The sequence below is a fragment of the Arthrobacter sp. T572 genome, from assembly GCF_056780115.1.
This window is the reverse complement of sequence record NZ_JBRAZQ010000002.1, coordinates 2,139,268-2,163,521: the sequence shown is the minus strand read 5'-3', so window position 1 is coordinate 2,163,521 and position 24,254 is coordinate 2,139,268. Positions and strand designations below refer to the sequence as shown.

Here is a 24,254-nt window from a genome sequence, read left to right as displayed (position 1 = left end):
TTCACTGCTGCTGCTCCGACTGGCGGTCGCGCCAGTTGCTTTCCACGGGCCACACGGAAACCTGTTCCCGGACCGTGAGGGACGGGCGGGGAATGATCTCTGCAGGGAGTTGGGGCGAGTCGGCCAGGACCCAGGTGTCCTTGGAGCCGCCGCCCTGGCTCGAATTCACGATGAGGGACCCTTCCTTGAGTGCCACCCGGGTGAGTCCCCCCGGAAGGACCCACACGTCGTCGCCGTCGTTGACAGCGAAGGGCCGCAGGTCCACGTGGCGGGGACCGAATTTGTCCCCGGACAGGGTGGGAACGGTGGACAGCTGCAGGACGGGCTGCGCGATCCATCCGCGCGGGTCCTGGATGACCCGTTTGCGCAGGGCCTCGAGTTCTTCCTTGGAAGCGTCCGGTCCGATGACCAGGCCCTTGCCGCCGGAACCGTCCACGGGCTTGACCACGAGTTCCTCCAGGCGGTCGAGGACGTGTTCCCGGGCCTCCTTCTCTTCAAGCCGGAAGGTGTCAACGTTGGCGATGATGGGCTCTTCGTGGAGGTAGTACCGGATCAGGTCAGGCACGTAACTGTACACGAGCTTGTCATCGGCCACGCCATTGCCCACGGCGTTGGCAATGGTCACGCCGCCGGCACGTGCGGCGTTTACCAGGCCCGGGCAGCCGAGCATGGAGTCTGAGCGGAACTGCAGGGGGTCGAGGAAGTCATCATCGATGCGCTTGTAGATCACGTCCACGCGCTGCTCGCCGGCAGTGGTTCGCATGTACACGCGGTTGCCGCGGCAGATGAGGTCACGGCCTTCCACGAGTTCGACGCCCATGAGGCCGGCCAGCAGCGTGTGTTCGAAGTAGGCGCTGTTGAAGACGCCGGGCGTCAGGACCACCACGGTGGGATCGTCGACGCCGGCCGGTGCGGTCTTGCGCAGAGCGGACAGCAACCTGCGTGGATACTCTTCAACGGGCCGGATGTGCTGTTGGCCGAATGCTTCGGGCAAACCTTTGGCCATGGCCTGCCGGTTTTCCAGCACGTAGCTGACGCCTGACGGAACGCGGACGTTGTCTTCGAGCACGCGGAAAGTTCCGGCAGCATCCCGCACGACATCAATGCCGGAGACATGCACGCGCACACCGCCGGACGGTTCGAATCCATGGACAGCCCGGTGGAAGTGCGCGCTGGTGGTGACCAGTTGGCGGGGAATGACGCCGTCGGCGATCACGGCCATGCGTCCGTAGACGTCGTTCAGGAACGCCTCCAGGGCCTTGACGCGCTGGGCCACACCACGCTCCAGCACATCCCATTCGTCCGCGGGAATGACCCGTGGAACGATGTCCAGCGGAAAGGGACGCTCCTCCCCTGCGTAGTCGAAGGTCACCCCGCGGTCCAGGAAGCTGCGTGCCATGGAATCGGCACGTGCGGTGACATCCGCCAAGGAAAGCTCGCGCAGCGCACCGGCAACCTGACCGTAGGATCTTCTGGCAACATGGCCCGGGGCAAACATTTCATCGTAGGCACCGCTGCGGGCAGCGGCCTCGGAGTAGTCGAGGAAGAGGTCAGACATGGGAATTAGACAATCACCTTTTTGGGTCGAGCGCATTTCGGGCTGATTGTGTCGCTGTTGCCAACCTGTTGCCGCCGCAGCGTGGCCGTGACCACGATCATGATTAGATAGCTGTGTGTCGAATCACAATCTGTCACGCGACGAAGCCGCAACCCGCTCAGCCCTCATCAGCACCCACAGCTACGACGTCACCCTCGATGTCCGCGACGCGGCAGATCCCGACGTCGCGGGCTTCCCCAGCAGCAGCACCATAGTGTTTTCAGCCGAGCCCGGCTCCGCCACCTTCCTCGACTTCATCGGCGGAGATGTCCATTCGGTGGTGCTCAACGGCGCCCCGCTCGACCCAGCCACCGTGGTGGACCGGAACAGGATCCTGCTGGCAGGCCTTGCCGCCGAGAACACCGTCACCGTCCAGGCGACCGCTCTGTACAGCCGCTCCGGCGAGGGCATGCACAGGTTCGTCGACCCGGCAGACGGGCAGTGCTACCTCTATACCCAATACGAACCGGCGGACAGCCGACGCGTCTTTGCCAACTTCGAACAGCCGGACCTCAAAGCCGGATTCACCTTCCATGTCATCGCCCCCTCCGGCTGGGAAGTGGCCTCCAACGGTGCGGAAACCGCGCGGACACAGGTTCCGGACGACGCTGCTGCGACCCGCTGGGACTTCGCCACGACCCAGCGCATGTCCACTTACATCACCAGCATCCTGGCCGGCCCCTACTTCAAAGCCACGGACCACTGGGGAACAACCTTCGACGACGGAACGCACCTGGACGTCCCGCTGGCCCTTTACTGCCGCGCGTCCCTGGCGGAGGCCTTCGATGCCCGTGAGCTCTTCAAGCTCACCAAGAACGGGTTGGAGTTCTTCAATGAACTCTTCGACTACCCCTATCCGTGGGGCAAATACGACCAGGCATTTGTCCCCGAATACAATCTGGGTGCCATGGAAAATCCGGGCCTGGTCACCTTCACCGAGAAATATGTCTTCGCGTCGCGGGCCACGGACGCGCAGTACCAGGCCCGCGCCAACACCTTGATGCACGAAATGGCGCACATGTGGTTCGGCGACCTCGTGACCATGACGTGGTGGGACGACCTGTGGCTGAAGGAATCGTTTGCCGACTTCATGGGTACCTTGGGCGTTGACCGCGCCACGGACTGGGACTCCGCGTGGGTCACCTTCGCCGGCAAACGCAAAGCCTGGGCATATGTCCAGGACCAACTGCCCACCACCCATCCGATCGTGGCTGACATCCCCGATCTCGAGGCCGCCAAGCAGAACTTCGACGGAATCACCTACGCCAAGGGCGCTTCTGTCCTGAAACAACTGGTGGCTTACGTTGGGTTCGACGCCTTCATCGCCGGGTCACGGCAATACTTCCGGCAGCACGCCTATGGCAACACCTCCCTCCAGGATCTCCTGCACGCCCTGGGTGACGCGTCCGGCCGGGACCTGGGCCGCTGGGCGCGGCAATGGCTGCAGACCGCCGGAATCCCCACGCTGGCCGCAGCGATCGTGGACGACGGCGGCACCATGGGCACGGTGACGATCAGCCAGGACGCGGTGGATCCACTGAGCGGCAAGCAGGAACTTCGCCCTCACCGCTTGCGCCTTGGCCTCTATGAACCAGATGCTTCCGGCAACCTGGTGCGCGCTGACAGCGTCGAGCTCGACATCACCGGGCCCTACACCGTGGTTGAGGAACTCAGCGGCCGCCCCCGGCCTGCCTTGATGCTGCTCAACGATGAAGACCTTACGTACGCCAAGGTCAGGCTCGACGCCGTCTCGGAGGAGACCGTGCGCAGCTCGTTGGACAGGATCCAGGACCCCATGGCCCGGGCACTGTGCTGGACCGCACTGTGGGATTCGGCCCGCGATGGCGTGACCCCGGCAGCGCGCTACGTGGCCGCCGTCGAGCGTTTTGCTCCGGCGGAGACCGGCATCGGGGCGCTGCAGACAATACTTGCCAATGCGGCCATGGCCATTGAGCGCTACGTGCCGGCGCCTGGTCGCGACGGTGTCCGCAAGGACTTCCTTGCCGTGGCGGCCGCGCAACTGCGGTCCGCTGTCCCCGGGTCTGACCAGCAACTGGCCTGGGCGCGGGTCCTCGCGGAGGTGTCCCGGCATGGCGACAGCCAGTTGCCCCTGCTCCGCGGCATCCTGGCTGGAGGGGATGTAGTGGACGGCCTTGTGGTGGACGCCGAGCTGCGCTGGAGCTTCTGGCAGGCGCTGGCTGCCCACGGACTTGCCGGCCTCGCGGAGCTGGATGCGGAACTCGCCCGGGACAAGACCGCTTCGGGACGGGAAGGGCACGCACTCGCGGCATCGGCCAGACCGGATCCGGCGGTAAAAGCGGCGGCGTGGGATGCCTCAGTCAACGCATCCGGGCTGTCCAACGAACTCCTCAGCGCCACGATCACGGGCTTCGGACTGGCCCCTGCGGCCATGCTGGACCGCTATGTGGAGCCGTATTTCGACTCGCTGAAACGCGTGTGGGCGGAAAGGAGTATTGAGATCGCAGGCAGGATCGTCCGCGGTCTCTTCCCGGGCGCCCAGGATCCGGGCCCCGGGCAGGAACCAGGCACACATCCGGTGGTGGCCAGGACGGACCGGTGGCTCCAGGAGCACGAGCATGCTCCGCGTGCGTTGCGCCGCATCATCATCGAGCAGCGGAGCCACCTCCTCCGAGCCCTCACGGCCCAGGCGGCTGGCTGAAACCTTCAGGTGCACGTTCCGTAGCTAGGGAACGCGGTTGAGCCATTCTTCGGTGCCGAACTTGGCATCAACCCGTTTCCTGGCTTCGGCAAGTTCAGCATCCGACAACCGTGACTCCACCGCGCCGTACCGCTCGGTGAAGACGTCCTGCATGGCGCTGATGATCGCCGCACGCGCCAGTCCCGTTTGCCGTCGCAGCGGATCGACACGCTTCTTGGCGCTCCGTGTCCCCTTGTCCGAGAGCTTTTCCTTGCCGATGCGCAGGACCTCGACCATCTTGTCTGCATCGATGTCATAGCTCATGGTCACGTGGTGCAGCATGCCGCCGTTGGCCAGCCGCTTTTGCGCTGCTCCCCCGATCTTCCCCTGATCAGTGGCGATGTCGTTCAGCGGCACATAGAACGCCGTGATGCCCAGCTTTTCCAATGCCGCCAGGACCCACGAGTCCAGGAATGCGTAGGAATCGGCAAAGCTGATGCCGTCCACGAGGGTCTGTGGCACGTACAAGGAGTAGGTAATGCAGTTGCCGGCTTCCATGAACATGGCACCGCCCCCGCTGATGCGGCGGACAACGGTCACGCCGTGCTTTTCCACTCCTGCAGGATCCACCTCGTTGCGGACGGACTGGAAGCTCCCGATCACGACGGATGGTTCTTCCCAGTCCCAGAAACGCAGCGTGGGATTGCGGCGGCCGGCGCCAACCGCCTCTGTCAGCACTTCATCGAGGGCCACATTGACAGGTGTGGGCAGGACGGAGGGGGGTATGACTTCCCACTGATGATCCGCCCACCCGGTGGCTTTCGACAGCGCACGCCGGACAGTGACGGCGACTGCCTCGGCCGAGAAACCGAACAGCACCGCGTCCTGGGGCAGGCCGGCAGAAACTGCTGCGGCAATGTCGGCAGCGGATGAAGACACCGGCAGGCCAGTCAGCGCAGCGTTGATGTCCAGCAAGGCTTCATCGGGTTCCAGGAAGAAATCACCGCTGACAGAGACGTCGGCGAAGGCTCCGTCGTTGACCTCCAGGTCAACCACTACAAGTTTGCCGCCCGGAACTTTGTATTCCCCGTGAAGGTGCGTGCCGTCGTCGTGCGTTTCTTGGGCCGGGTGGGAAGTCATGGGTTCCATCTTGCCCGAAAACGCAAAGGCCCGCATCGCCGTAAAACGGTGATGCGGGCCTTCCAAAAGACTTGGGGTGAAGTGGGTTACTTCTTGCCGCCGAAGCCCTTGAAGCGAGCGTTGAAGCGCTCGACGCGGCCAGCGGAGTCCATGATGCGCTGCTTGCCCGTGTAGAACGGGTGGGACTCCGAGGAGATTTCGACGTCGATGACCGGGTAGGTGTTGCCGTCTTCCCACTCGATGGTCTTGGAAGAAGACACGGTGGACTTGGTCAGGAACTTGACGCCGGAAGCCAGGTCGTTGAAAACAACAGCTTCGTACTTCGGGTGGATATCAGACTTCATAATTGGACCTTTGTTCGCGCAACTGGATTTTGCCAGCTGCCAGGTATGAATGGAGGTGGTCCGGCTTGCTGTCATCCAAGGATTCCAGCGGGCGGACCAACAAGCAATCATACCGGATACCGGGCGCAGGCACGAACCAGGCACGCACCAGCCTCAGGCTTCGCGGCGGCCGACCCTACCGGCGAACCGGAGGATTCCCCTGCGCAGACGGCCGGGTCTACTGTGAGTGCATGCGCGGGAGCATCGAGGCCGACTACCTGGTGGTCGGCGCCGGGACAGCGGGGATGGCCTTCACCGACCGGATCCTCGCGCACTCCGATGCCACGGTGGCGATCGTCGATCGCCGGCACGCGCCCGGGGGACATTGGCAGGATGCATATCCGTTCGTTCGGCTGCACCAGCCCGCGAACCTCTACGGCGTCGAATCGGTGCCCTTCGGATCCGACAGGCGCGACGTCACCGGCACGAACGCAGGCATGTACGAGTTGGCTGGCCCCAGCGAGATCTGCGCGCATTTCGAAGAGGCGATGCGGAGGGTTTTCCTGCCGACCGGTCGTGTGACCTACCTGCCCGGGAGCGAGTTCCTTGACGAAGGGCTGGTGGTCTCCCGCCTGAACGGCCGCACCGTGCCCGTCACCGTGCGCCGCCGCGTGGTGGATGCCAGGTATCTTGAGGGCCGCATTCCCGCTACCTCCGCACCGCCGTTCGCCGTGGCCGAGGGAGTCCGCTGCATCCCCACCGGTGGGCTCGCCCGACTCGCCCATCCGGCCGGACGCTTCACCGTCATCGGATCGGGAAAGACCGCTCTCGACACGTGTGTGTGGCTTCTCGAGCGGGGTGTGGATCCCGCAGACATCACGTGGATCAAACCGCGCGAGGGCTGGTGGCCGAATCGACGCTACCTGCAGCCGCACGACCAGGTAGTGGAGCAGTACGTCGCAAACGCCGCACAGATCGAGGCCATGGCCCAGGCGACCACGGTTGAGGATCTCTTTGCACGGCTCGACGAACAGGGAATCCTGCTGCGGGTTGATCCCTCCGTGCCACCCACGATGTTCCACGGAGCGATTGTCTCAGAAGCCGAGATCGCTCTCCTCCGGCGAATCGAGGATGTCGTCCGCCTCGGCCACGTGCGCAGTGTGGAGCGTGACCGCATCATCCTCGACGACGGTGTCATCCCCACGACACCCGACACACTGCACCTCCACTGCGCTGCGTCGGGACTCGTCCGGCCGCCGCTTCGTCCGATCTTCGAACCTGGCCGCATCACGCTTCAGCCGATGTTCTGGGGCACCGTCTCGTTCCAGTACGCGATGCTTGGCGTCGTCGAAGCCGAACTCCACGACGACGACCAGAAGAACAAGCTGTGCCCCCCGCTGCACCTCTGGGATCGGAATGTCGACTTCCTCATCGCTTACGCCGCGCTGATGGCGAACGCCCGGGCACGCGCCCAGCATCCGGCCGTGTCCTCCTGGTCGCGCACGAGCCGGCTGTATCCTTTCGCCGAGCTGGAGCGTTATGCCGGGGACCCTCGCATCCCCGGGGCCCGCGAACGCAGCCGGGCCCATGCGGCCGCAGCGCTCTCCAATCTCCCCCGGCTCATCGCCTCGGCGTGACCAGGCCATCGTCAGCCAGCGATCGCCACGGGCGATGAGACTCGCGCAGCGGGTTCCGGACGAGAACGCGGCTCACAATCAAAGAATGTCCATGTGGTCTGCACAGTCCGGGGAATCGCCCGGTGGCTTGCGGCTTTCCCGCACGCCCAGGATGCAGAATATAGTTATGGACGATAACGAATTGAACGCGGCGCTGAGAGCCTACAGCGAGGCTCAAGATCGGTACACATCCCTTCCTGCACCGAAAGGCGCGGAACCAGCGCTCCCTGCACAGGCACAAGCAGCAATCACCAAGTTGCAGAACGAAGCGTACGTGGTGCCCATCCCGGGCGGCCCGATCCAGAACTATGACTACGCGTTGCGCGCATGGGCGGCGGTCAACCATCCTGACATCGACGCGGAGGAAATATACCGACATGTACTCAGCAGGCTGAGCTTCGAAATGCGGTAACACGAAGCAGGGCTGAGGGCAGTCAGGCGCTCCTTATAGCGCGCTTCCGGCTACCGCGTCGCGTAGAAAGCCACAGCGGAGGACGCCGCGACATTAAGCGAATCCACGCCGTTCATCATCGGAATCGTCACACGCGCGTCGAGCACCTGATCGGTCTCGGGGTCCAACCCGTCACCCTCGGTGCCGAAGACCAGCGCGAGGTTCTGATGGTCCTGGGCGACCAACTCGTCAAGCGTGATGGCACCTTCGCCGAGCGACATGCCGGCCACGAAGTAGCCTGCTTCCTTAAGGACCGCGAGGTCGTCAGGCCACGATTCGATCCGGGTCCACGGCACCTGGAACACGGTGCCCATCGATACGCGGATCGAGCGCCGGTACAGCGGGTCGGCGCACTGGGGCGAGACCAGTACAGCGTCGACGCCGATGGCTGCGGCGCTGCGGAAAACCGCGCCGACGTTCGTGTGATCGGTAAGGTTCTCAAGGACCGCGATCCTCGATCGTCCCGGTGGCCGGGTGTTGCCCGCCCCCTGCATTTTCAGACCACTCACCCTGCTGTGGTCCACGATGTCTTCCGGGACTGCAACGCGCTGCGCCCCGGCGAGCAACTCCGTCAGCGGGACCGGGGTGGGCCGGTGCATGGCAGCCATGGCTCCCCGGTGGAGGTGGAAGCCGGTGATCTCCTCCAGCAGTGACGCCTTGCCGATGAAAACCGGAACGTCGGGCCAGGCCTCGAAGACATCCTTGAGATCCTCGAGCCATTTCTCTGCGAGGAAGAAGGACCGGGGCTTGTGGCCTGCCGCAAGGGCCCTGCGCAGTACGCGCGAGGACTCGGCGATGTACATGCCTTCCTCCGGCTCGCGCAGCTTGCGCAGGTGCACATCAGTCAGTTTGGTGTAGTCCGAAACCCGGGGGTCGTCGGCAGATTCAAGGTAGTGGAGGGTCATTGCCGACCCGTCACTTCAGGAGGTTGGCGATCATGAAGCCCAAGGCCACGATGCCCAGCGTGAAAATGACACCGCGGAGTACCTTGGGTGAGAGCTTGCGGCCCACTTTGGAGCCAACCAGTCCGCCAATCGTGGAGCTGACGGCGATGAGCAGAACCACGAGCCAGTTGATCCGGTCGAAGGCGAAGATCAGGTAGGAGACTGCGGCAACCATGTTCACCGTCAACGTCAGGATGTTCTTCATGGCGTTGGCGTTCTGCATGGTTCCTGACAGGAACACCCCGAGGATACCTACCAGCAGGATTCCCTGGGCAGCCACGAAGTAGCCGCCGTAGATGCCGGCGAGGAAAATGAGGACCACCAGGAGGATTCCGTGGCTCTTGTCTTTGAGTGCATGTTCCGGATTCTGTTCGCGGTTCCGGATCCAGGCTTGAAGCTTTGGCTGGAAGAGGACCATCAGAAGCGCTGCAACCAACAGCACGGGTGCAACGTACGCGAAGACCCGCTCCGGCAGGTGCAGGAGCAGCCAGGCACCCGTGATGCCGCCCAACAAGGACGCGGGCATCAACTTCATGAGCTGCCTGCCCCGGCCCGCAAGTTCACGCCGGTAGCCCCAGGCGCCGGCGGCCGTGCCGGCAACCAGCCCCATCGCATTGCTCATGGAGGCCACCACAGGTGCGACGCCCAGGGCGATGAGGACCGGGAAAGTGACCAGGGTGCCGGAACCGACGACGGCATTGATGGTGCCTGCCCAGAGGCCAGCGAAAAAGACCAGGATGCTGCTAAGAATCTCCACAGTTAATACGCTCGACCGTACCTAGCGGCGGGCAGTGGCCGTGTAACGGCCACCGTTCTCGGTGACATCGAGGGCAAGTCCGAAGGTGGTGCTGAGGTGTTCGTCCGTGAGCACTTCCTTGATGGGCCCTGCGGCCACCACTTCGCCTTCCCGAAGCAGCATGGCGTGCGTGAATCCCGGTGGCACCTCTTCAAGGTGGTGCGTCACCAATACCATGGCCGGTGCTGCTTCATCACTGGCGAGTTCACCCAGTTTGTGCACCAGTTCCTCGCGCCCTCCGAGGTCCAAACCGGCAGCCGGTTCGTCCAGGAGAAGGAGCTCGGGGTCCGTCATGAGGGCGCGGGCAATCTGTACCCGCTTGCGCTCACCTTCGGACAGTGTGGCGAAGGTCCGGTTGAGAAGTGGACCCATCCCCCATTCGTTCAGCAGACCAAAAGCCCGGCGTTCGTCGTCGCGCTCGTAGCCCTCGCGCCAACGGCCGGTGACGCCGTAAGCAGCTGTGACAACCACATTGAGGACGTTCTCGTGTTCGGGGATCTGGTTGGCCAGGGCTGCCGAAGACAGACCGATGCGCGGACGAAGTTCGAAGACATCCACCCTGCCAAGGACCTCGTCGAGGATTCCTGCTGTGCCGCTGGAGGGGTGCAGCCGTGCGGCAGCGATCTGGAGAAGTGTGGTCTTGCCTGCGCCGTTAGGGCCAAGAATCACCCAGCGTTCGCCTTCATTGACCTGCCAGTCAACCTTGTCCAGCAGGGTCTTCTTGCCTCGGACAACGCTGACGGAAGCCAATTCCAGAACATCACTCATAGCAGTAGACACTAGGACAAAACTGAACGTGACTGATAACCGGCGCCGCGGCCTGTCGACACAGCGAAACAGATTCGGGTGCAGGTAACCGCCTCGATAGGATTGACGCCATGACTTCGAATGTGGCTGCGGTCAGCTATGGCGTGAATTTGTCCCCTGGATCCCTTGAAGATCTGCGCAAGGTACTGGCCGGCTCCGGCGTATCAGTGTCATCGGAATCACACTCCGGAGATGACCGTTTTGGAGTCCACACCGCGCAGCTCGCCGCCGCTGCCCTGACGGCGGAGGACCTGGCTTCCCTGCGCCGCACCATCGCTGCTGCCGGCCTTCCCGGTGTTGATACCGCGATCGTCCCCGAAGCCCTGCGGCAGGCTCCCCGCAAACTCCTCATCATGGACGTCGATTCAACGCTCATCCAACAGGAAGTCATTGAGCTGCTGGCCGCCTATGCGGGCAAACGGGAAGAAGTCGCAGCCGTCACCGAGGCAGCAATGCGAGGGGAACTGGACTTCGCCCAAAGCCTCCACGCGCGGGTCGCCGTCCTCGCAGGCCTCCCGGCCGCCGTCGTCGACTCCGTACGCCAGGAAGTGCGCCTCAGCCTGGGCGCGGCAGAACTCGTGGCCGCGTTCAAGGCCGCAGGTCACGTAGTGGCGGTCGTATCCGGCGGGTTCAACCAGATCCTGGGGCCGATCGCCGAAGAGCTGGGCCTGGACTACTGGATTGCCAACGAACTGGAAATCGTCGACGGCGCGCTGACAGGCAAGGTGCTCGGTGCGGTCATCGACCGGGCGGCCAAGGAAAAGTACCTCAGGGAATGGGCAGCGGCCGAAGGAATCGACCTCGACCACACGATCGCAGTCGGCGACGGCGCCAATGACCTCGACATGCTGGGTGCGGCCGGAATCGGAGTAGCGTTCAACGCGAAACCAGCAGTGCGTGAAGTTGCTGACGCCGCCATCAACATGCCGTACCTGGACGCAGTGCGCCATATCGCGAACGTCTGAGCCTGAATAGGTCGATCAAGCTCCGTCATGAATTGGGTTTGCAGCCACTTAACTATGTAACTGGCCGATGATCCTGCGTGTCCTGCAGTGATTCCCCCAACGGTTCGTTCTTTGGTACGTGGCAGTCGACTGTAAAGGTGCAAGGTCAAAAGTGAGCATTTCCGAGCGTTCGTGGAAATGGTGGAAACGATCCGAGGTTCCTGCGCCGGATGAAAACCCGTCGGAATACCAGGATGCGCTACCCAGCTCACTCCAGCAATTACTCAGTGTTGACCACGGAGCAGTGTCCGAACCGGGGGTGGATACCACCATCGGCCGCGAATCAATGACTATTACCGTCACTGACCATCATGAAAAGGAAGAAGACATCATGAGTTCTCTTGATGAAGCGGTCAAACAGCTCCTGTCCATCGAAGGCGCTACCGGCGCAGCCATCGTGGACTACACGAGTGGCATGGCCCTGGCCCAGGGAGGAAGTCCGGGCTTCGACCTGGGCGTAGCGGCTGCCGGCAACTCGAATGTTGTCAGCGCCAAGCTCCGGACTATGGCAGAGCTGGGATTGAACAGTGATATCGAGGACGTGCTGATCACCCTGGATACGCAGTACCACCTCATTAACGTGCTGAACTCGGCAGGTTCAAAGGGCCTCTTTGTCTACCTTGTCCTGGACAGGACCTACGCCAACCTGGCACTGGCCCGGCACAAGCTCAAGAACCTCGCCAAGGGGATCACCATCTGACACCAGCCGAACAGCCAAAGGGGGTGCCCGCATGAAGCGGGCACCCCCTTTTCAGTTGGGCAGGTTTTACGTTGGTTGCCCCTTGAGCCGGCGGGCCTCCCCGCGTGGTTCCTGAAATTTGTCGCCGAGCATGTGATGCACCAGGACGTCTTCATTGGTATTGGCATTCGCTTCGATGGAAACCAGCTCACCGTCGCGCATGACACCGATACGGTGGCACCAACCGACGAGCTCGGACAGGTCCGATGACAAGAGGATGACCGCAACACCGGTCTGGGTGAGTTCATGGAGCATCCTGTAGACGATTTCCTTGGCCCCGATGTCGATTCCACGGCTGGGGTGGCTCAGCACCAGGATGTCGCAATCAGTGGTCATCCATTTGGCCAACTGGACCTTCTGCCGGTCGCCCCCGGACAACGTGGCCATGGTGCCGTGGATATTGGTGGTGTTGATCCGCATCCGCCGAACAAGCTCGATCACGCCCCGCAGTTGCATCACTTCATCCTGCAAGCTGACGGCCGCCGGATCTGCTGCGTGATGCAGTCCGTCGACGATGCTGCTGGTCTCCGGTGCGAAGTTGTCCGTGGTGTCGGAGAGGAAGCCGATCCCGAGATCGCGGGCATCCTGATGATTGCGGATCGCGGCTTCCACGCCACGTACGAAGATGCGTCCGGAAGTGCTGGGGTGCAGGCCGACAAGAGCCTCCACCAGGGCGTAGATTCCGGACCGATGGGTACCCACCAACCCGAAGATCTCGCCTTTTGCAACGCTGAACGTCACATCCCGTACCCGGTCACCCACTCGAAGATTGGCCACCCTGAGCGCCTCGTCCCCCGCTGCCGGTTCTCCAGGGCGTGAATTGCCCTCGGGCTTTTCCTGCAGCAGCAGGAAGGCCAGTTCGTCTTCATTCGTCTGGCTCGCGTCCAGGACCCTGTGGACCCTGCCGTCACGCAGGACGGCGATGCGGTGGGCTATTGACCGTACCTCGTCCAGCCGGTGCGTGATGTAAATAATGGCCCGGCCTTGGCTGATGAGCATGCGAAGGACCTTATGCAGCACGGCAACGTCGTGGTCCGGCAGCGAGGCAGCGACCTCGTCCATGATCACCAGCTGTGCCTCTTCGGCGACCATTCTCAGTACTTCCACGAGCGTCTGTTCAGCTCGTATCAGTCCGCCGACTTTTGTGTCGGGATCCAGGTCTACGCCAACGTCCGCCAGGAGGGCACTGGCTTGCCCGCGAAGGTCGGCATGAGGCTTGGCACCCTGGAAAGTTCCGCGGAAAATAGCTTCCGCGACAGTGAGTTCCGGATTGAGCCTGAAGTTCTGCGGTATGAGGCCAACGCCGCAGGCTTGGGCTTCATCGATGGTATCGGGACCATAGACCTCCCCTGCCAGGGTCATCCGTCCGCTGCTGTGTTGATGGGAACCGGCGAGTACGCCCATCAGCGTGCTTTTGCCGGCTCCATTGGTCCCGATAAGTCCCAGGATTTCACCTCTATGCAGCGAAAAACCGACTCCTTTGAGAATCCGGCGTTGATCGTAGGATGCGTGAATGTCATCAGCGTGCAATAGCAGGTCCAAAGAAGCTCCTGGTTCACAGTAATGCTTTCCCGCATTGGGTCCGCAACTCATGAATTACCGCCGAACCATCCATTTCAAGGGGTGGCATGGGCGACTTCCTGAGTCAACCAGAAAAAGAAGGATCTTGCCAAATCGCTTTCTTCAAAACAACTTTCGATATTTTATGACGTGAAAAAGAATAACTTTATGGAAATGTCATCCAACTACGAAGGGATACAAAAACGGCCCGGGACCCAAGTCCCGGACCGTTGTGAGTTTGGTGGTGGGCTACTGCCCGGCCTTGCCGAAGTAGTCGGCGCCACCTACGTATTTGGTGTGACCGGACTCAACGTCCGCAGTGACCATCTTGGCCACCTCGGCGGCGAACTCCTCTACCGAGTACAACTTGCCCGCTTCAGCCCGGCGGGCTTCGATGGCCCCGGGGTTGGACCGGTCAAGCAGGGTTGCGGTGACCGTGCCCTCGATCATGTCGCCGGACACCACCACCAGCGAAATACCCTTATCCGCGAGGTTGGGAAGGAGGGCACGGAGTGCGTCCTCGCCTGCGCGCTTGCTCCTGGCCACAGGCTCGTACTCAGGCATGGTGGCCACGGAGTCAATGAAGTGCGCCTGGTGGCTGGTCACGAAAACGACGCGGGAGCCTTCCTGCATCACCGGCACGGCTGCGTTGAGCATGTTGATCTGGGCGTCGCGGTTGAGCTTGAGGGCGTACCCCTCTTCCATGCCGGACTCCATGCCACCCGAGGCATTCAGCACCAGAACGTCGAGGGATCCGAATTCCTCCATCGCAGTGCTGGCGAGGGTGTGGACACCCTCCTCGGTGGTCAAATCGGCGCCCACGGCTACTGCGCGTCCGCCAGCAGCCTGGATTTCGGAAACAACCTTGTTGGCCCGGGGGGCCTTCTGGCGGTAATTAACGACGACGGCGGCACCCTCACCTGCCAGGATCTTGGCGACCTCGGCACCGATCCCGCGTGACGACCCCGTGACGATCGCCGTCTTGTTATCCAGCGTTCCCATTCTGCTCCTCTTGTTTAAATCATCCAAAAAACTGAAGGCCTGGCTTCCATCATGCCAGCGCATCCGACGAAAGCGGTTGTTGCCCGTCTACAAAATGTGACGGGTCAAGCAAGAACCAGGGCCTAGTGGCCCATTCCCAGGCCGCCGTCCACAGGGATCACGGCACCGGAGATGTACGCAGCTTCATCGCTGGCCACCCACCGCACGACATTGGCAACTTCAGAAGCCTCGGCAAAGCGTCCGGCCGGAACATTGGCCAGGTAGGACTTCTGGGTTTCCTCCGGCAGCTCGGCTGTCATGTCCGTGTTGATGAAACCTGGAGCGACCACATTGGCCGTAATTCCGCGGCTGCCGAGTTCGCGGGTCAGAGACCGGGCGATGCCCACCATGCCGGCCTTGGAAGCGGAGTAGTTGATCTGGCCCGGAGCACCGTACAGGCCGGAAACGGAGGAGATGAGGACTACGCGGCCCTTCCGGAGGCGGATCATGCCCTTGGAGGCGCGCTTGATGACGCGGAACGCGCCCGTCAGGTTCGTGTCCAGCACGGACGTGAAGTCGTCTTCGCTCATCCGGAGCAGGAGCGTGTCCTTGGTGATGCCGGCGTTGGCCACCAGGACTTCCACGGGACCGTGCGCTTCCTCGACCACTTTGAAGGCCGCGTCAATGGAGGCTTCGTCGGTGACATCGGCCTTGACGCCGAGGACACCCTCCGGCAGCGTCGACTCGCTCCGGTAGGTCACAGCCACCTTGTCGCCGTTGGCGAGAAAGGACTCCGCGATGGCGAGGCCGATGCCGCGGTTTCCGCCGGTGATCAGGACGCTGCGGCCGGTGGGTGCTGTTTCAGACATGCTTACGCTCCAGGTTCTGCGGCATGGCTGTGCCGCTGGGACGAGAAAGGGATTTTCCTGCCTTGATCTTAGCGGTGTTGCCGGCCGACCCGCGGGTAGCCGGCTCCGGCCGGTTTTGGCGGCTACTACCTTGGTGAGAGAATTGGAAGAAGCCTTTGGAGCGTGATGATTCAGCTGTGACACGAAAGAACAGTCCCTTGCAGCAGGTGCCCGGGGATCCGGACGCCGTTTCCGGCAATGCGGAAATCCATAGCATCACCGATGCTGCGGCCGCCCACTCGGAGGACATGCGGGAGCGCATGATCAAGTATGCGGTGGCCATGGGCATCCGCATGGTGTGCATTGTCCTGATCTTCGTCGTTGACGGCTGGTTCAAGATCATCGCTGTGGCCGGGGCCGTCTTCCTCCCCTGGGTAGCGGTGGTCATAGCCAACGGCAGTGATAAAGCGGAGGACCACAGTGAGTCACTGCTGGACTACGTCCCGGTCGCCGAAATCGAAGGCTCCGGCCGCGAGGCGGAAGAGCCTCCGGCCGAGGAAGAGGTCACGGTCCTCCAAGGAGAATTGGTGGACGACGAGCCCGCCACCCCTCAGGCAGACACCCACCAACCACCACCGAAGGCCGGGGAACCCGGCGACGAACGGGCGGCTTCATGAACATCTTCACCTTGGGCAGCTCCGGACCGGGCGGCCAGGCAGAACAGGCCCCGGGGCCGGACATCTGCTCCCGGAAAGGCTGCCGCGAAGCCGCCCGCTGGCAACTGCTGTGGAACAACCCCAGGATCCACACTCCGGATCGGCGAAAGGTGTGGTTGTCGTGCGCAGAACACCGGGAATGGCTCGAAGAATACCTGCAAACCCGCGGCCTGTGGAAGGAAACCCTGCCGTTTGAGGCAAGTGACGCCACCACCGTAGGCGGGGCGCACTGAATGTACCGTTTCCTGTTCTCCAGCAAGTGGCTGGGTTATTTCGTGCTGGCCGTCATCTTTGCCACGGCCTGTGTCTTCCTGGGGCGTTGGCAAATGGACCGCAGGGCTGAAACGCTGGCCGAGATCAACCGTGTGGTCAGTAATTACTCCGCCACGCCGGTGCCGTTCCCGCAGGTCAAGGACCAGTTCACCCACTTGGATCCCGAACGCGAGTGGACGCAGGTTGAAATGCGGGGCACGTACGATCCCGATGGGCAGCGCGTGGTCCGAAACCGTCCATTGAACGGCCAGCCGGGTTACGACGTGGTGGTTCCCTTCCGCCTGACCACCGGGGAAGCTGTGGTGATCGACCGTGGCTGGCTCCCGATTGGCAACAACACCCCGGGAAGGCCCGACGTCGTGCCGTCGCCGCCTGCTGGAGAGGTCACCATCGTGGCCCGCCTCAAGCCGTCGGAACCCCGGCTCGACCGTGGCGCAGTGGAGGGGCAGTTGGCGTCCATCGACCTTCCCGGATTTGCGGAAGAACTGCCATATCCGGTTGCCACCGGGGCTTACGGACAGCTGGCCAGCGAAACACCTGCCGTCCAGCCGATGCCTGCTCCGTTCCCGAAACCGGCCACGGAGGAAGGCACCCACTTGTCGTACTCGCTGCAGTGGTTCGCTTTCGGCGTGCTGATGTTTGTTGGTTTTGGGTATGCCGCCCGACAACAGGCGCGCAACGCAGCCATCGATGCCGAGGACGAGGAAGACGACACAACCATAGCGGCAGCGGGTTCAACCAAGCGCCGTGCACCTGCGCCACGCAAGAGTAAGCGCCGCACATCCGAAGAAGAGGAAGACGCAATCCTGGATGCCCAAGGCTACTGAAACCATGCCCGCAGTCCTCTCTGTCAAAGCGGCGCTGACAGCCTCCGGTGCCGGCGATACCGTCCGCATCTTCCAGGAGAAAGTACCGACAGCAGCGGCTGCCGCGGCAGTCCTCGGATGCGACGTCGCCGCCATCACCAACAGCCTGGTTTTTGAGGTGGGCGGTGCTCCGCTGCTGATTCTGGCCAGTGGTGCTGCAAAGGTGGACACCGGCCTTGTCTCACGGCAGCTCGGCCTGGGCAAGGTCCGCCGAGCCACACCTGAGTTCGTTGTGGAGCACACAGGCCAGGAAGTAGGGGGCGTAGCGCCGGTCGGCCACCCCCACAAAATCCGCACCATCCTGGACGATTCCTTGAAACGGCACCCCTTGCTGTGGGCCGGAGCCGGCGACCACAATTCGATGTTCTCCATCACCTATGGGGAACTGCTCCGCATCACGGCAGCTGAAGAACTCCGCGTACGGTAGCTTCATCACGCGAGGGTGATCAGGTCCAGGTAGTCCTCGTTCCAAAGGTCCTCCACGCCATCCGGAAGCAGCACCACGCGCTCCGGGTTCAGCGCTGCGACCGCGCCTTCGTCGTGGCTGACCATGACCACGGCGCCCGCGTAATTCTTCAGGGCGCCGAGGATCTCCGCGCGGCTGGCGGGATCGAGGTTGTTGGTGGGCTCATCGAGGAGAAGCACGTTGGCGCTTGAAGCGACGATCGTGGCCAAAGCGAGCCTGGTCTTCTCGCCACCGGAGAGGACGCCTGCGGGTTTGTCGACGTCGTCGCCGGAGAAGAGGAACGAACCGAGGATGCCCCGTACCTCCGCGTCCTTCATGTCGGGTGCGGAAGAGCGCATGTTTTCCAGGACGGTCCGGTCGTGGTCCAGCGTCTCGTGCTCCTGGGCGTAGTAGCCCACTTTGAGGCCGTGTCCGGGCACAATCTCCCCGGTGTCCGGGGCGTCGACGCCGGCAAGCATTCGCAAGAGGGTGGTCTTGCCTGCGCCGTTGAGGCCGAGGATGACCACCCGGGAACCACGGTCGATGGCCAAGTCGACGTCGGTGAAGATTTCCAGCGAACCGTATGACTTGCTCAGTCCTTCTGCGGTCAAGGGAGTCTTGCCGCAGGGTGAGGGCTCGGGGAACCGCAAAGCGGCCACGCGGTCATTCTCGCGGACAGCCTCAAGTCCGCCCAGCAGCCTCTCGGCACGCTTGGCCATGTTCTGGGCGGCCACGGCCTTGGTGGCCTTGGCCCGCATCTTGTTGGCCTGGTCCATGAGGACCTGCGCCTTCTTCTCTGCATTGGCACGCTCGCGCCGGCGTGCACGCTCATCAGTTTCGCGCTGCAGCAGGTAGCGCTTCCACCCCATGTTGTAGTAGTCGATCTGCGCACGGTTGGCATCGAGGTGGTACACCTTGTTGACTGTCGCTTCGAGCAGTTCGACGTCGTGGCTGATGACGATCAGGCCGCCCTGGTGGTTCTTGAGGAAGTCCCTCAGCCAGGCGATCGAGTCGGCATCGAGGTGGTTGGTGGGCTCGTCAAGCAGGAGTGTTTCAGCTGACGAGTACAGGATGCGGGCCAGTTCCACGCGGCGACGCTGGCCGCCCGAGAGCGTCTTCAGTGGCTGGTTAAGGATGCGTTCCGGCAGGGCCAGATTGGAGGAGATGGCTGCTGCCTCTGCCTCGGCAGCGTAGCCACCACCGGCAAGGAACTCGGCCTCAAGCCGGTCGTATCGGTTCATGGCCTTGCGCTGCACGGACTCGTCACCACTGGACATCTCGGCCTGAGCCTTCTTCAGCTTGCCGACCACAACGTCCAGGCCGCGGGCTGACAGGATACGGTCCCGGGCCAGCTGCTCCATGTCCGGCGTGCGGGGATCCTGGGGAAGGTAGCCGATCTGTCCGCTGCGGGTTACCTTTCCGCCCGCGGGAAGCCCTTCTCCGGCGAGGACCCGTGTCAGAGTGGTCTTTCCAGCGCCGTTGCGGCCTACCAGCCCAATTTTGTCGCCCTTGTCCACCCGGAAGTTAACCTGATCCATCAGCAGGCGGGCGCCGGCACGGAGTTCGAGGTCCTGGACGGTAATCAATTCGGGTGATGCCTTTCGAAGGAAGAGCCGGCAACGTCCGGAATATATTGGGGGCGCTGCGGAGAAGCCGTGGGAACGGCCTGTCCAAGTCTACCGGCAGCCCGGGGAGCCGCCGAACCGGTGCACGCGGGCGCGCTCGTGGGCCACCCACCAAGGAACCCGCGATCCGTTTGTGGAGAGGCTCCAAAAACGGCGTACCGGGGCCTGCGTATTCTCGAATTCCAGGGGGAACACCGCATCACAGCACCCAGCTTTTCCTGAGAGGACTTCCCGTGAGCCAGACCACTTCCGCTTCGGCACAGCGCACTGCACCCCGCAAACGCTGGACCGCCACCGACCTCGGCCTGATCGCCGTTTTTGCGGCGCTCGTCGCCGCATCTTCCATTGTTCCGGGCATTCCGGTGGGGGCCCTGGGCGTGCCGATCACGCTGGTGACCCTCACCGTGATGCTCAGCGGCTTGGTGCTCGGTCCCGGAAGGGGGTTCGCCGCCGTCGGACTCTATGTACTCCTGGGCCTGGCAGGTCTGCCGATCTTCAGTGGCGGGCGCAGCGGGCTGGGGATCCTCGCCACACCGTCCGCCGGTTACATCATCGCGTTCCCCATTGCGGCTGCAGCTACCGGTTTTCTTGCCGCATGGATCATCCGGAAATCCCGGAAGAACCGGGCTCTCCTGCTTTTTGCGGCGACCATGGCCAGCAGCATCGTCGTTATCCACGGGCTGGGTGTCCTGGGCATGATGGTGAACGCCAAACTTCACCTCACCAAAGCATTCCTTGCCGATTTGCCCTTCTACCCGGGTGACATCCTCAAGAACATCCTGGCTGTAGTCATCGCGATCGCCCTTCACAAGGCGTTCCCGGACCTGCTGGTCCGGCGGGTCAAGTAGGCTGCCACCTTATGGATTCCATCAGCTTCGACGCTGTCACGGTGCGGGTAACCGTTGATGGCACGGATGCCCCCAAGACGCTCCTGCAGGATGTCTCCCTCGACCTGACCGAGCAACGCATCGGGGTCATAGGCGCCAACGGCTCGGGGAAGTCGACCTTGCTGCGGCTCATCAACGGGCTGGTGGAGCCTACCGAGGGCAAAGTGCTGGTCCACGGTGAAGACACCGTTACAGCGGTCCGGAAGGTTCGCAGCAACGTTGGCTTTGTCTTTACGGACCCTCTGTCCCAACTGGTCATGCCGACCGGGCGCGAGGACGTTGAATTGTCCCTGCGGCGCTCCGTGAAGAACGGCCGCGAACGTGCAGTGCGGGCCGAGTCTGTACTCGACAGGTTCGGTCTGCTGCGGCTTGCGGACCAGAGCATCTACGAGCTTTCCGGGGGCGAGCGCCAATTGTTGGCGTTGGCGGCGGTGCTCGCCGTCGATCCGAAAGTGCTGGTCCTTGACGAACCGTCCACACTGTTGGATCTCCGCAACCGCGAGCTGCTCAGGCGCTCAGTGGCGGGGTTGGATCAGCAGGTCATCATGTCGACCCACGACCTTGAACTCGCAGCCGACATGGACCGGGTCCTGGTGGTGGACGCCGGCCGGATCCTGTTCGACGGGGCCGCCCGCGACGGTATTGCCTGCTACCGGGAGCTGTGCGCAGCGGAAGTGCAGTCATGAGGGGCAAGGCCGTACTTATCGCGGACTATGTCAGGGGCGATTCCTTCGTCCACCGTACCCCGCTGTGGGCGAAGTTCCTGCTGGTGGCTGCCTGCGGCACCGCGTCATTCCTGATTGTTGACTGGGTGGTGTCCCTGGTTGTCTTCTGCCTGATGTGCGCTTTGTTCCTGCTGACAGGCGCCGGCCTCAGCCGCCTGTGGCGGGTCATCCGGACGGTGGCACCAATTCTGGCAGCGATAGGGCTGTTCCAGTGGTGGCAGCTGGGCGGTCCCATTGCTGCGCGAATCGTTGTGAACGTCCTTGTTTGTGTGGTCGCAGCATCGGTCCTGACAGCAACGACTCCCGTTCAGAAGCTCCTGGACGGGGTTGTGTCACTGGCCAGGCCTTTCCGTCGCTGGGGCGCCGACCCCGAGCGTTTCGCGTTGACGATCGCGATCATGCTCCGGAGCATTCCCTTCATTGCAGGCGCCTTCTCGGATGTCCGTGATGCCGCCCGCGCTCGGGGGCTGGAACGCAATCCCCGCGCACTGGTTCTTCCGGTCTTCATCACTACGGTGGCCTACGCCCGGCAAACCGGTGACGCGCTGGCGGCCAGGGGCCTGGGCGAGGCCGGGGACAGCGACGAGTAGTCTAGAGCCTCACATACTGCAGGAGGGCGGCGGTACCCATGCCCCCGGCAATGCTGATCATGGCAAGCGACAGCGGCGTGGCTCCGGCTTCCTCGTAGCGGACCCGCGACTGGGCCAGCAGCCTCGTGACCAGCACGGCACCGGAAGCGCCATAGGCGTGTCCAAGAGCAAGGGCCCCGCCGTCACGGTTGGCGAGCGAAGGGTCGATCCCAAGATGTTCCAGGCAGGCGATGGTCTGGGAGGCGAACGCCTCGTTGAATTCGACCAGGTCCACCAGTGCGGGCTCCAGGCCATGCTCTGTGAGCAACCGGGCGGCGGCGTAGGCCGCCCCGATCCCCAAAAGTTCCGGGTCAACACCTGCGGTGTCGCAACCCCGCACCAACAGGCCGTCCTTGGCCCCCAGTGAGCGGGCGCGCGCCAGGGAGGTAATAACGACGGCGGAAGCTGCGTCCGCGTCGAAGCACGAGTTTCCTGCGGTGACAGTTCCCCCGGTGACGAAAGCGGGAGGAAACCGCTCCATGAGTGCAGCTTTGAGCGACGGACGCGGACCATCGTCCCCGGACACGATTCCGCTCCCGGTATCCAGGGGGACGATCTCCGCGGAGAACGTCCCGGCAGCGGCAGCCGCCAGGGCCCGCTGGTGGCTGCGCAGGGCAAACGCATCCTGGCGTTCCCTGCCGACACCGCAAGAGCGCGCCACGTTCTCGGCGGCCACACCCATGTCCGGGTCGCCAAAGCCGGGCGGCACGAAGGTCGCCCGACTGTAGAAGTCCAGCCCGCCGTCGTCGTTCCTGTGGGCCCTGGCCGGGGCGGTACTGATGCTTTCCACGCCGCCAGCCAGGTACACAGGATCGCCACCGGCCCCGACCATTCGCGAAGCCAGTGCTATGGCGTCCAAGCCCGATCCGCACTGTCGGTCCACGGTGACTCCCGGGACCGATACTGGCATCCCCGCCTGGAGCGCGGTATAGCGGGCCACGTTGCCTCCCCCGCCCACGGCGTTGCCCATGATGACATCGTCCACTTCCTCCGGATGGAGGTGCGCTTCACGCAGCAGGGCAGCCAAGACCGGAGCCAGAAGGTCATGGGCACCAAGGTGCTTCACTTGTCCGTTGGCGCGGCAGATCGGCGACCGGAGTGCTGCGATGATGACCGGTTGCCGGGACTCGTCCACCCCTGAGGCGTCGCCAGGAAGGCTACCCAAGGATTTGTGCCCGTGGGTCGTGGTTCTTGATCCAGTCCAACATCACCTTGCGGCTGATCTTGCCCCGGTCGGTCATGGGGATCTCGGACAGGACGAAGTACTGCAAAGGCCACTTGTCCCTCGCGAGCAGGCCGTCGAGGCCCGTGCGGAGTTGGGTCGCGGTCACGGCACCATAGGCGGGAAGGACGCCTGCAACGACCCTCTGGCCGCGGATGTCATCAGGGGCGCCGGCAGCGACGGCAGTCTCCACGCCCGGAACAGATCCAAGGGCCAGCTCAACCTCGTGAGGGTAGACGTTCTTCCCCGACGTCACGATCATGTCCGACTTGCGGCCCAGGATGTGCAGGACGCCGTCGTCCACGTACCCTTGGTCGCCCACGGTGTACCAGCCGTCCAGGCAGCGCAGCGCGTGACCGTCGTCGCCCCACAGATAGCCATCGCTCACCATGCCGCTCCGAACGCTGATGTTGCCGTGGTCACCCTCCGGAACATGTCTCCCTTGATCATCCAGGATGCTGAGCTCGACGCCGGGGAAAGGGCGTCCGATTCCTGTGCCACCAGGATCCAGGGGCTCGCCTGCCGCCAAACGGGTGCCGGAGACGAAGCTCAACTCCGAGGCACCGTAATACTCGAAGATCGCGGCGTTGGGTGCCCAGCGCCGCGCCGCCTCCAAAGTCCGGCCATCGAGTTTGGAGCCTGCACAGATGATGCTGCGGATACCGGAGGCATCCACATCGCCGGCCAGGCCCCGTTCGCTCAACAGGCGAAGCATGGTGGGCGCCACGACCAGCCGCGTGATGCCGTCATGGCTGATGGCTGCATGGGCATCGCCCACATCGAAGCTCTCCAGGGTATGGAAGGACGCCCCGGCGAAAAGGCATTCGGACAAGGCGTAGAGGTTCAGCGAGGCCGACAATGGACCCGGCGCCAGGGTGCGGTCATCCTGCATCAGCCCAAAGAACTCAATGGACGCTTCGAAGGAAATCTGCCACGAGCGGCGTGAGCGCGTGAAAGCCTTGGGGACGGACGTGGTTCCGGAGGTAAGGCCAACCAGGAACGTTGTGGCCGGATCGCCGTCCCTTAATACATCAACGGCAGCAATCTCCGGCTGCGTGATCCGCGACGACACCTCGTCGATCATGGCCGAAGGCCAGTGCGGATCCAGGACGGCGCAGCGGCGCTCCCCCGCCACTGCGGCAGCATAGCGTGCGATGAAACCTGTTGAATTCGGCTCCGCGAGGATCGTGGTTGCGGCAGCATCATGGAGCCGGGCCGTTGCAGCGTGGTGGAGCTGTGCCCAGGTGAGGCGCCGGCGTCCCACGACGACGGCGGTGTCGTGCGGGTGCTCAGCGGCCCAGAGGTGAAGTTTGTCCAGGAAAGGCATCCACCCGATTTTAC

Annotated in this window: 24 protein-coding genes; 12 read left to right on the top strand and 12 right to left on the bottom strand. The window is 63.2% G+C overall.

Going from position 1 to position 24,254, the window contains the following annotated elements; genetic code table 11:
* Position 1: 1 nt before the first annotated feature.
* A complete protein-coding gene (locus ACUYMZ_RS11185; RefSeq protein ID WP_426002652.1) occupies positions 2-1,558 on the bottom strand; it encodes a circularly permuted type 2 ATP-grasp protein in 1,557 nt (518 codons plus the stop codon).
* A gap of 115 nt (positions 1,559-1,673) precedes the next feature.
* On the opposite strand from ACUYMZ_RS11185, the gene pepN reads away from it, so the two are divergent.
* Positions 1,674-4,277 carry an aminopeptidase N gene (gene pepN, locus ACUYMZ_RS11180; protein ID WP_481603355.1) on the top strand — a complete coding sequence of 868 codons (2,604 nt, stop codon included), beginning with the start codon at positions 1,674-1,676 and terminating at the stop codon, positions 4,275-4,277.
* Between the two features lie 24 nt (positions 4,278-4,301).
* Here pepN and lplAB read toward each other — a convergent pair whose 3' ends face one another.
* Both lplAB and ACUYMZ_RS11170 read right to left on the bottom strand, forming a co-directional pair.
* Complete coding sequence (gene lplAB, locus ACUYMZ_RS11175; RefSeq protein ID WP_481603353.1) at positions 4,302-5,396, bottom strand: lipoate-protein ligase LplAB; 1,095 nt, start codon at positions 5,394-5,396, stop codon at positions 4,302-4,304.
* An 86-nt stretch (positions 5,397-5,482) separates the two neighbouring features.
* Positions 5,483-5,740: a type B 50S ribosomal protein L31 gene (locus ACUYMZ_RS11170; protein ID WP_009358283.1), complete on the bottom strand. Its 258-nt coding sequence runs from the start codon at positions 5,738-5,740 to the stop codon at positions 5,483-5,485.
* Positions 5,741-5,970: 230 nt separating this feature from the next.
* On the opposite strand from ACUYMZ_RS11170, the gene ACUYMZ_RS11165 reads away from it, so the two are divergent.
* Together ACUYMZ_RS11165 and ACUYMZ_RS11160 are read left to right on the top strand one after the other, a co-directional pair.
* Positions 5,971-7,356 (top strand): NAD(P)-binding protein, encoded by a 1,386-nt coding sequence (locus ACUYMZ_RS11165; protein WP_481603349.1) that lies wholly within the window; start codon positions 5,971-5,973, stop codon positions 7,354-7,356.
* A gap of 166 nt (positions 7,357-7,522) precedes the next feature.
* Positions 7,523-7,807 carry a hypothetical protein gene (locus ACUYMZ_RS11160; RefSeq protein ID WP_481603347.1) on the top strand — a complete coding sequence of 95 codons (285 nt, stop codon included), beginning with the start codon at positions 7,523-7,525 and terminating at the stop codon, positions 7,805-7,807.
* A gap of 50 nt (positions 7,808-7,857) precedes the next feature.
* Here ACUYMZ_RS11160 and ACUYMZ_RS11155 read toward each other — a convergent pair whose 3' ends face one another.
* Genes ACUYMZ_RS11155 through ACUYMZ_RS11145 form a run of 3 tightly spaced genes read right to left on the bottom strand, consistent with a single transcriptional unit; the run spans position 7,858 to position 10,354 of the window.
* A complete protein-coding gene (locus ACUYMZ_RS11155) occupies positions 7,858-8,751 on the bottom strand; it encodes a TrmH family RNA methyltransferase (protein WP_481603345.1) in 894 nt (297 codons plus the stop codon).
* 10 nt (positions 8,752-8,761) lie between these two features.
* Complete coding sequence (locus tag ACUYMZ_RS11150; RefSeq protein WP_442422676.1) at positions 8,762-9,547, bottom strand: sulfite exporter TauE/SafE family protein; 786 nt, start codon at positions 9,545-9,547, stop codon at positions 8,762-8,764.
* A gap of 21 nt (positions 9,548-9,568) precedes the next feature.
* A complete protein-coding gene (locus ACUYMZ_RS11145; protein WP_426002641.1) occupies positions 9,569-10,354 on the bottom strand; it encodes an ABC transporter ATP-binding protein in 786 nt (261 codons plus the stop codon).
* 110 nt (positions 10,355-10,464) lie between these two features.
* On the opposite strand from ACUYMZ_RS11145, the gene serB reads away from it, so the two are divergent.
* Positions 10,465-11,358 carry a phosphoserine phosphatase SerB gene (serB, locus tag ACUYMZ_RS11140; RefSeq protein ID WP_426002640.1) on the top strand — a complete coding sequence of 298 codons (894 nt, stop codon included), beginning with the start codon at positions 10,465-10,467 and terminating at the stop codon, positions 11,356-11,358.
* Between the two features lie 151 nt (positions 11,359-11,509).
* On the top strand, positions 11,510-12,097 hold the full coding sequence (locus ACUYMZ_RS11135; RefSeq protein WP_442422678.1) for a roadblock/LC7 domain-containing protein: 588 nt from the start codon (positions 11,510-11,512) through the stop codon (positions 12,095-12,097).
* A 66-nt stretch (positions 12,098-12,163) separates the two neighbouring features.
* Here the strand turns inward: ACUYMZ_RS11135 and ACUYMZ_RS11130 are convergent, their stop codons facing one another.
* The 3 genes from ACUYMZ_RS11130 to ACUYMZ_RS11120 form a co-directional block, all read right to left on the bottom strand.
* Positions 12,164-13,729 carry a sugar ABC transporter ATP-binding protein gene (locus tag ACUYMZ_RS11130; protein WP_481603343.1) on the bottom strand — a complete coding sequence of 522 codons (1,566 nt, stop codon included), beginning with the start codon at positions 13,727-13,729 and terminating at the stop codon, positions 12,164-12,166.
* A 216-nt stretch (positions 13,730-13,945) separates the two neighbouring features.
* Positions 13,946-14,698 carry an SDR family oxidoreductase gene (locus tag ACUYMZ_RS11125; protein ID WP_481603342.1) on the bottom strand — a complete coding sequence of 251 codons (753 nt, stop codon included), beginning with the start codon at positions 14,696-14,698 and terminating at the stop codon, positions 13,946-13,948.
* A gap of 122 nt (positions 14,699-14,820) precedes the next feature.
* The gene (locus tag ACUYMZ_RS11120) at positions 14,821-15,546 is read right to left on the bottom strand and encodes a beta-ketoacyl-ACP reductase (protein ID WP_426002634.1); all 726 of its coding nucleotides are present in this window, start codon (positions 15,544-15,546) and stop codon (positions 14,821-14,823) included.
* A 155-nt stretch (positions 15,547-15,701) separates the two neighbouring features.
* On the opposite strand from ACUYMZ_RS11120, the gene ACUYMZ_RS11115 reads away from it, so the two are divergent.
* From ACUYMZ_RS11115 to ACUYMZ_RS11100, 4 genes are read left to right on the top strand one after another with little or no spacing between them, the layout of a single operon-like run.
* Positions 15,702-16,202, top strand: a complete 501-nt coding sequence (locus ACUYMZ_RS11115) for a DUF3099 domain-containing protein (protein WP_481603341.1) — start codon at positions 15,702-15,704, stop codon at positions 16,200-16,202.
* On the top strand, positions 16,199-16,474 hold the full coding sequence (locus ACUYMZ_RS11110; protein ID WP_426002631.1) for a hypothetical protein: 276 nt from the start codon (positions 16,199-16,201) through the stop codon (positions 16,472-16,474). Before ACUYMZ_RS11115 ends, ACUYMZ_RS11110 begins: the two co-directional genes overlap by 4 nt.
* Entirely contained in the window at positions 16,475-17,341 is an 867-nt protein-coding gene (locus ACUYMZ_RS11105) for an SURF1 family cytochrome oxidase biogenesis protein (RefSeq protein WP_481603339.1), read from the top strand.
* Positions 17,325-17,807 (top strand): YbaK/EbsC family protein, encoded by a 483-nt coding sequence (locus ACUYMZ_RS11100; protein ID WP_481603338.1) that lies wholly within the window; start codon positions 17,325-17,327, stop codon positions 17,805-17,807. The genes ACUYMZ_RS11105 and ACUYMZ_RS11100 overlap by 17 nt, the downstream gene beginning before the upstream one ends.
* A 5-nt stretch (positions 17,808-17,812) precedes the next feature.
* On the opposite strand, the gene ACUYMZ_RS11095 is transcribed toward ACUYMZ_RS11100, so the two are convergent.
* Positions 17,813-19,411, bottom strand: a complete 1,599-nt coding sequence (locus ACUYMZ_RS11095; RefSeq protein ID WP_481603337.1) for an ABC-F family ATP-binding cassette domain-containing protein — start codon at positions 19,409-19,411, stop codon at positions 17,813-17,815.
* A gap of 272 nt (positions 19,412-19,683) precedes the next feature.
* Between ACUYMZ_RS11095 and ACUYMZ_RS11090 the strand changes: the two genes are divergently transcribed.
* Genes ACUYMZ_RS11090 through ACUYMZ_RS11080 form a run of 3 tightly spaced genes read left to right on the top strand, consistent with a single transcriptional unit; the run spans position 19,684 to position 21,652 of the window.
* Positions 19,684-20,298 (top strand): biotin transporter BioY, encoded by a 615-nt coding sequence (locus ACUYMZ_RS11090; protein ID WP_481603336.1) that lies wholly within the window; start codon positions 19,684-19,686, stop codon positions 20,296-20,298.
* Positions 20,299-20,309: 11 nt separating this feature from the next.
* Complete coding sequence (locus tag ACUYMZ_RS11085; RefSeq protein WP_426002624.1) at positions 20,310-21,023, top strand: energy-coupling factor ABC transporter ATP-binding protein; 714 nt, start codon at positions 20,310-20,312, stop codon at positions 21,021-21,023.
* On the top strand, positions 21,020-21,652 hold the full coding sequence (locus tag ACUYMZ_RS11080) for an energy-coupling factor transporter transmembrane component T family protein (protein WP_426002623.1): 633 nt from the start codon (positions 21,020-21,022) through the stop codon (positions 21,650-21,652). Before ACUYMZ_RS11085 ends, ACUYMZ_RS11080 begins: the two co-directional genes overlap by 4 nt.
* A gap of 1 nt (position 21,653) precedes the next feature.
* Here the strand turns inward: ACUYMZ_RS11080 and ACUYMZ_RS11075 are convergent, their stop codons facing one another.
* Together ACUYMZ_RS11075 and ACUYMZ_RS11070 are read right to left on the bottom strand one after the other, a co-directional pair.
* Positions 21,654-22,856: a thiolase family protein gene (locus ACUYMZ_RS11075; protein ID WP_481603332.1), complete on the bottom strand. Its 1,203-nt coding sequence runs from the start codon at positions 22,854-22,856 to the stop codon at positions 21,654-21,656.
* Positions 22,849-24,240, bottom strand: a complete 1,392-nt coding sequence (locus ACUYMZ_RS11070; protein ID WP_481603330.1) for a class I adenylate-forming enzyme family protein — start codon at positions 24,238-24,240, stop codon at positions 22,849-22,851. Before ACUYMZ_RS11070 ends, ACUYMZ_RS11075 begins: the two co-directional genes overlap by 8 nt.
* Positions 24,241-24,254 lie beyond the last annotated feature (14 nt).

Bases quoted from the DNA above. Each gene is read 5' to 3' on its own strand.
- ACUYMZ_RS11185 (WP_426002652.1), bottom strand. From the start codon at position 1,558: ATGTCTGACCTCTTCCTCGACTACTCCGAGGCCGCTGCCCGCAGCGGT.
- lplAB (WP_481603353.1), bottom strand. From the start codon at position 5,396: ATGACTTCCCACCCGGCCCAAGAAACGCACGACGACGGCACGCACCTT.
- ACUYMZ_RS11170 (WP_009358283.1), bottom strand. From the start codon at position 5,740: ATGAAGTCTGATATCCACCCGAAGTACGAAGCTGTTGTTTTCAACGAC.
- ACUYMZ_RS11165 (WP_481603349.1), top strand. From the start codon at position 5,971: ATGCGCGGGAGCATCGAGGCCGACTACCTGGTGGTCGGCGCCGGGACA.
- ACUYMZ_RS11160 (WP_481603347.1), top strand. From the start codon at position 7,523: ATGGACGATAACGAATTGAACGCGGCGCTGAGAGCCTACAGCGAGGCT.
- ACUYMZ_RS11155 (WP_481603345.1), bottom strand. From the start codon at position 8,751: ATGACCCTCCACTACCTTGAATCTGCCGACGACCCCCGGGTTTCGGAC.
- ACUYMZ_RS11145 (WP_426002641.1), bottom strand. From the start codon at position 10,354: ATGAGTGATGTTCTGGAATTGGCTTCCGTCAGCGTTGTCCGAGGCAAG.
- serB (WP_426002640.1), top strand. From the start codon at position 10,465: ATGACTTCGAATGTGGCTGCGGTCAGCTATGGCGTGAATTTGTCCCCT.
- ACUYMZ_RS11130 (WP_481603343.1), bottom strand. From the start codon at position 13,729: ATGAGTTGCGGACCCAATGCGGGAAAGCATTACTGTGAACCAGGAGCT.
- ACUYMZ_RS11125 (WP_481603342.1), bottom strand. From the start codon at position 14,698: ATGGGAACGCTGGATAACAAGACGGCGATCGTCACGGGGTCGTCACGC.
- ACUYMZ_RS11120 (WP_426002634.1), bottom strand. From the start codon at position 15,546: ATGTCTGAAACAGCACCCACCGGCCGCAGCGTCCTGATCACCGGCGGA.
- ACUYMZ_RS11110 (WP_426002631.1), top strand. From the start codon at position 16,199: ATGAACATCTTCACCTTGGGCAGCTCCGGACCGGGCGGCCAGGCAGAA.
- ACUYMZ_RS11105 (WP_481603339.1), top strand. From the start codon at position 16,475: ATGTACCGTTTCCTGTTCTCCAGCAAGTGGCTGGGTTATTTCGTGCTG.
- ACUYMZ_RS11100 (WP_481603338.1), top strand. From the start codon at position 17,325: ATGCCCAAGGCTACTGAAACCATGCCCGCAGTCCTCTCTGTCAAAGCG.
- ACUYMZ_RS11085 (WP_426002624.1), top strand. From the start codon at position 20,310: ATGGATTCCATCAGCTTCGACGCTGTCACGGTGCGGGTAACCGTTGAT.
- ACUYMZ_RS11080 (WP_426002623.1), top strand. From the start codon at position 21,020: ATGAGGGGCAAGGCCGTACTTATCGCGGACTATGTCAGGGGCGATTCC.
- ACUYMZ_RS11070 (WP_481603330.1), bottom strand. From the start codon at position 24,240: ATGCCTTTCCTGGACAAACTTCACCTCTGGGCCGCTGAGCACCCGCAC.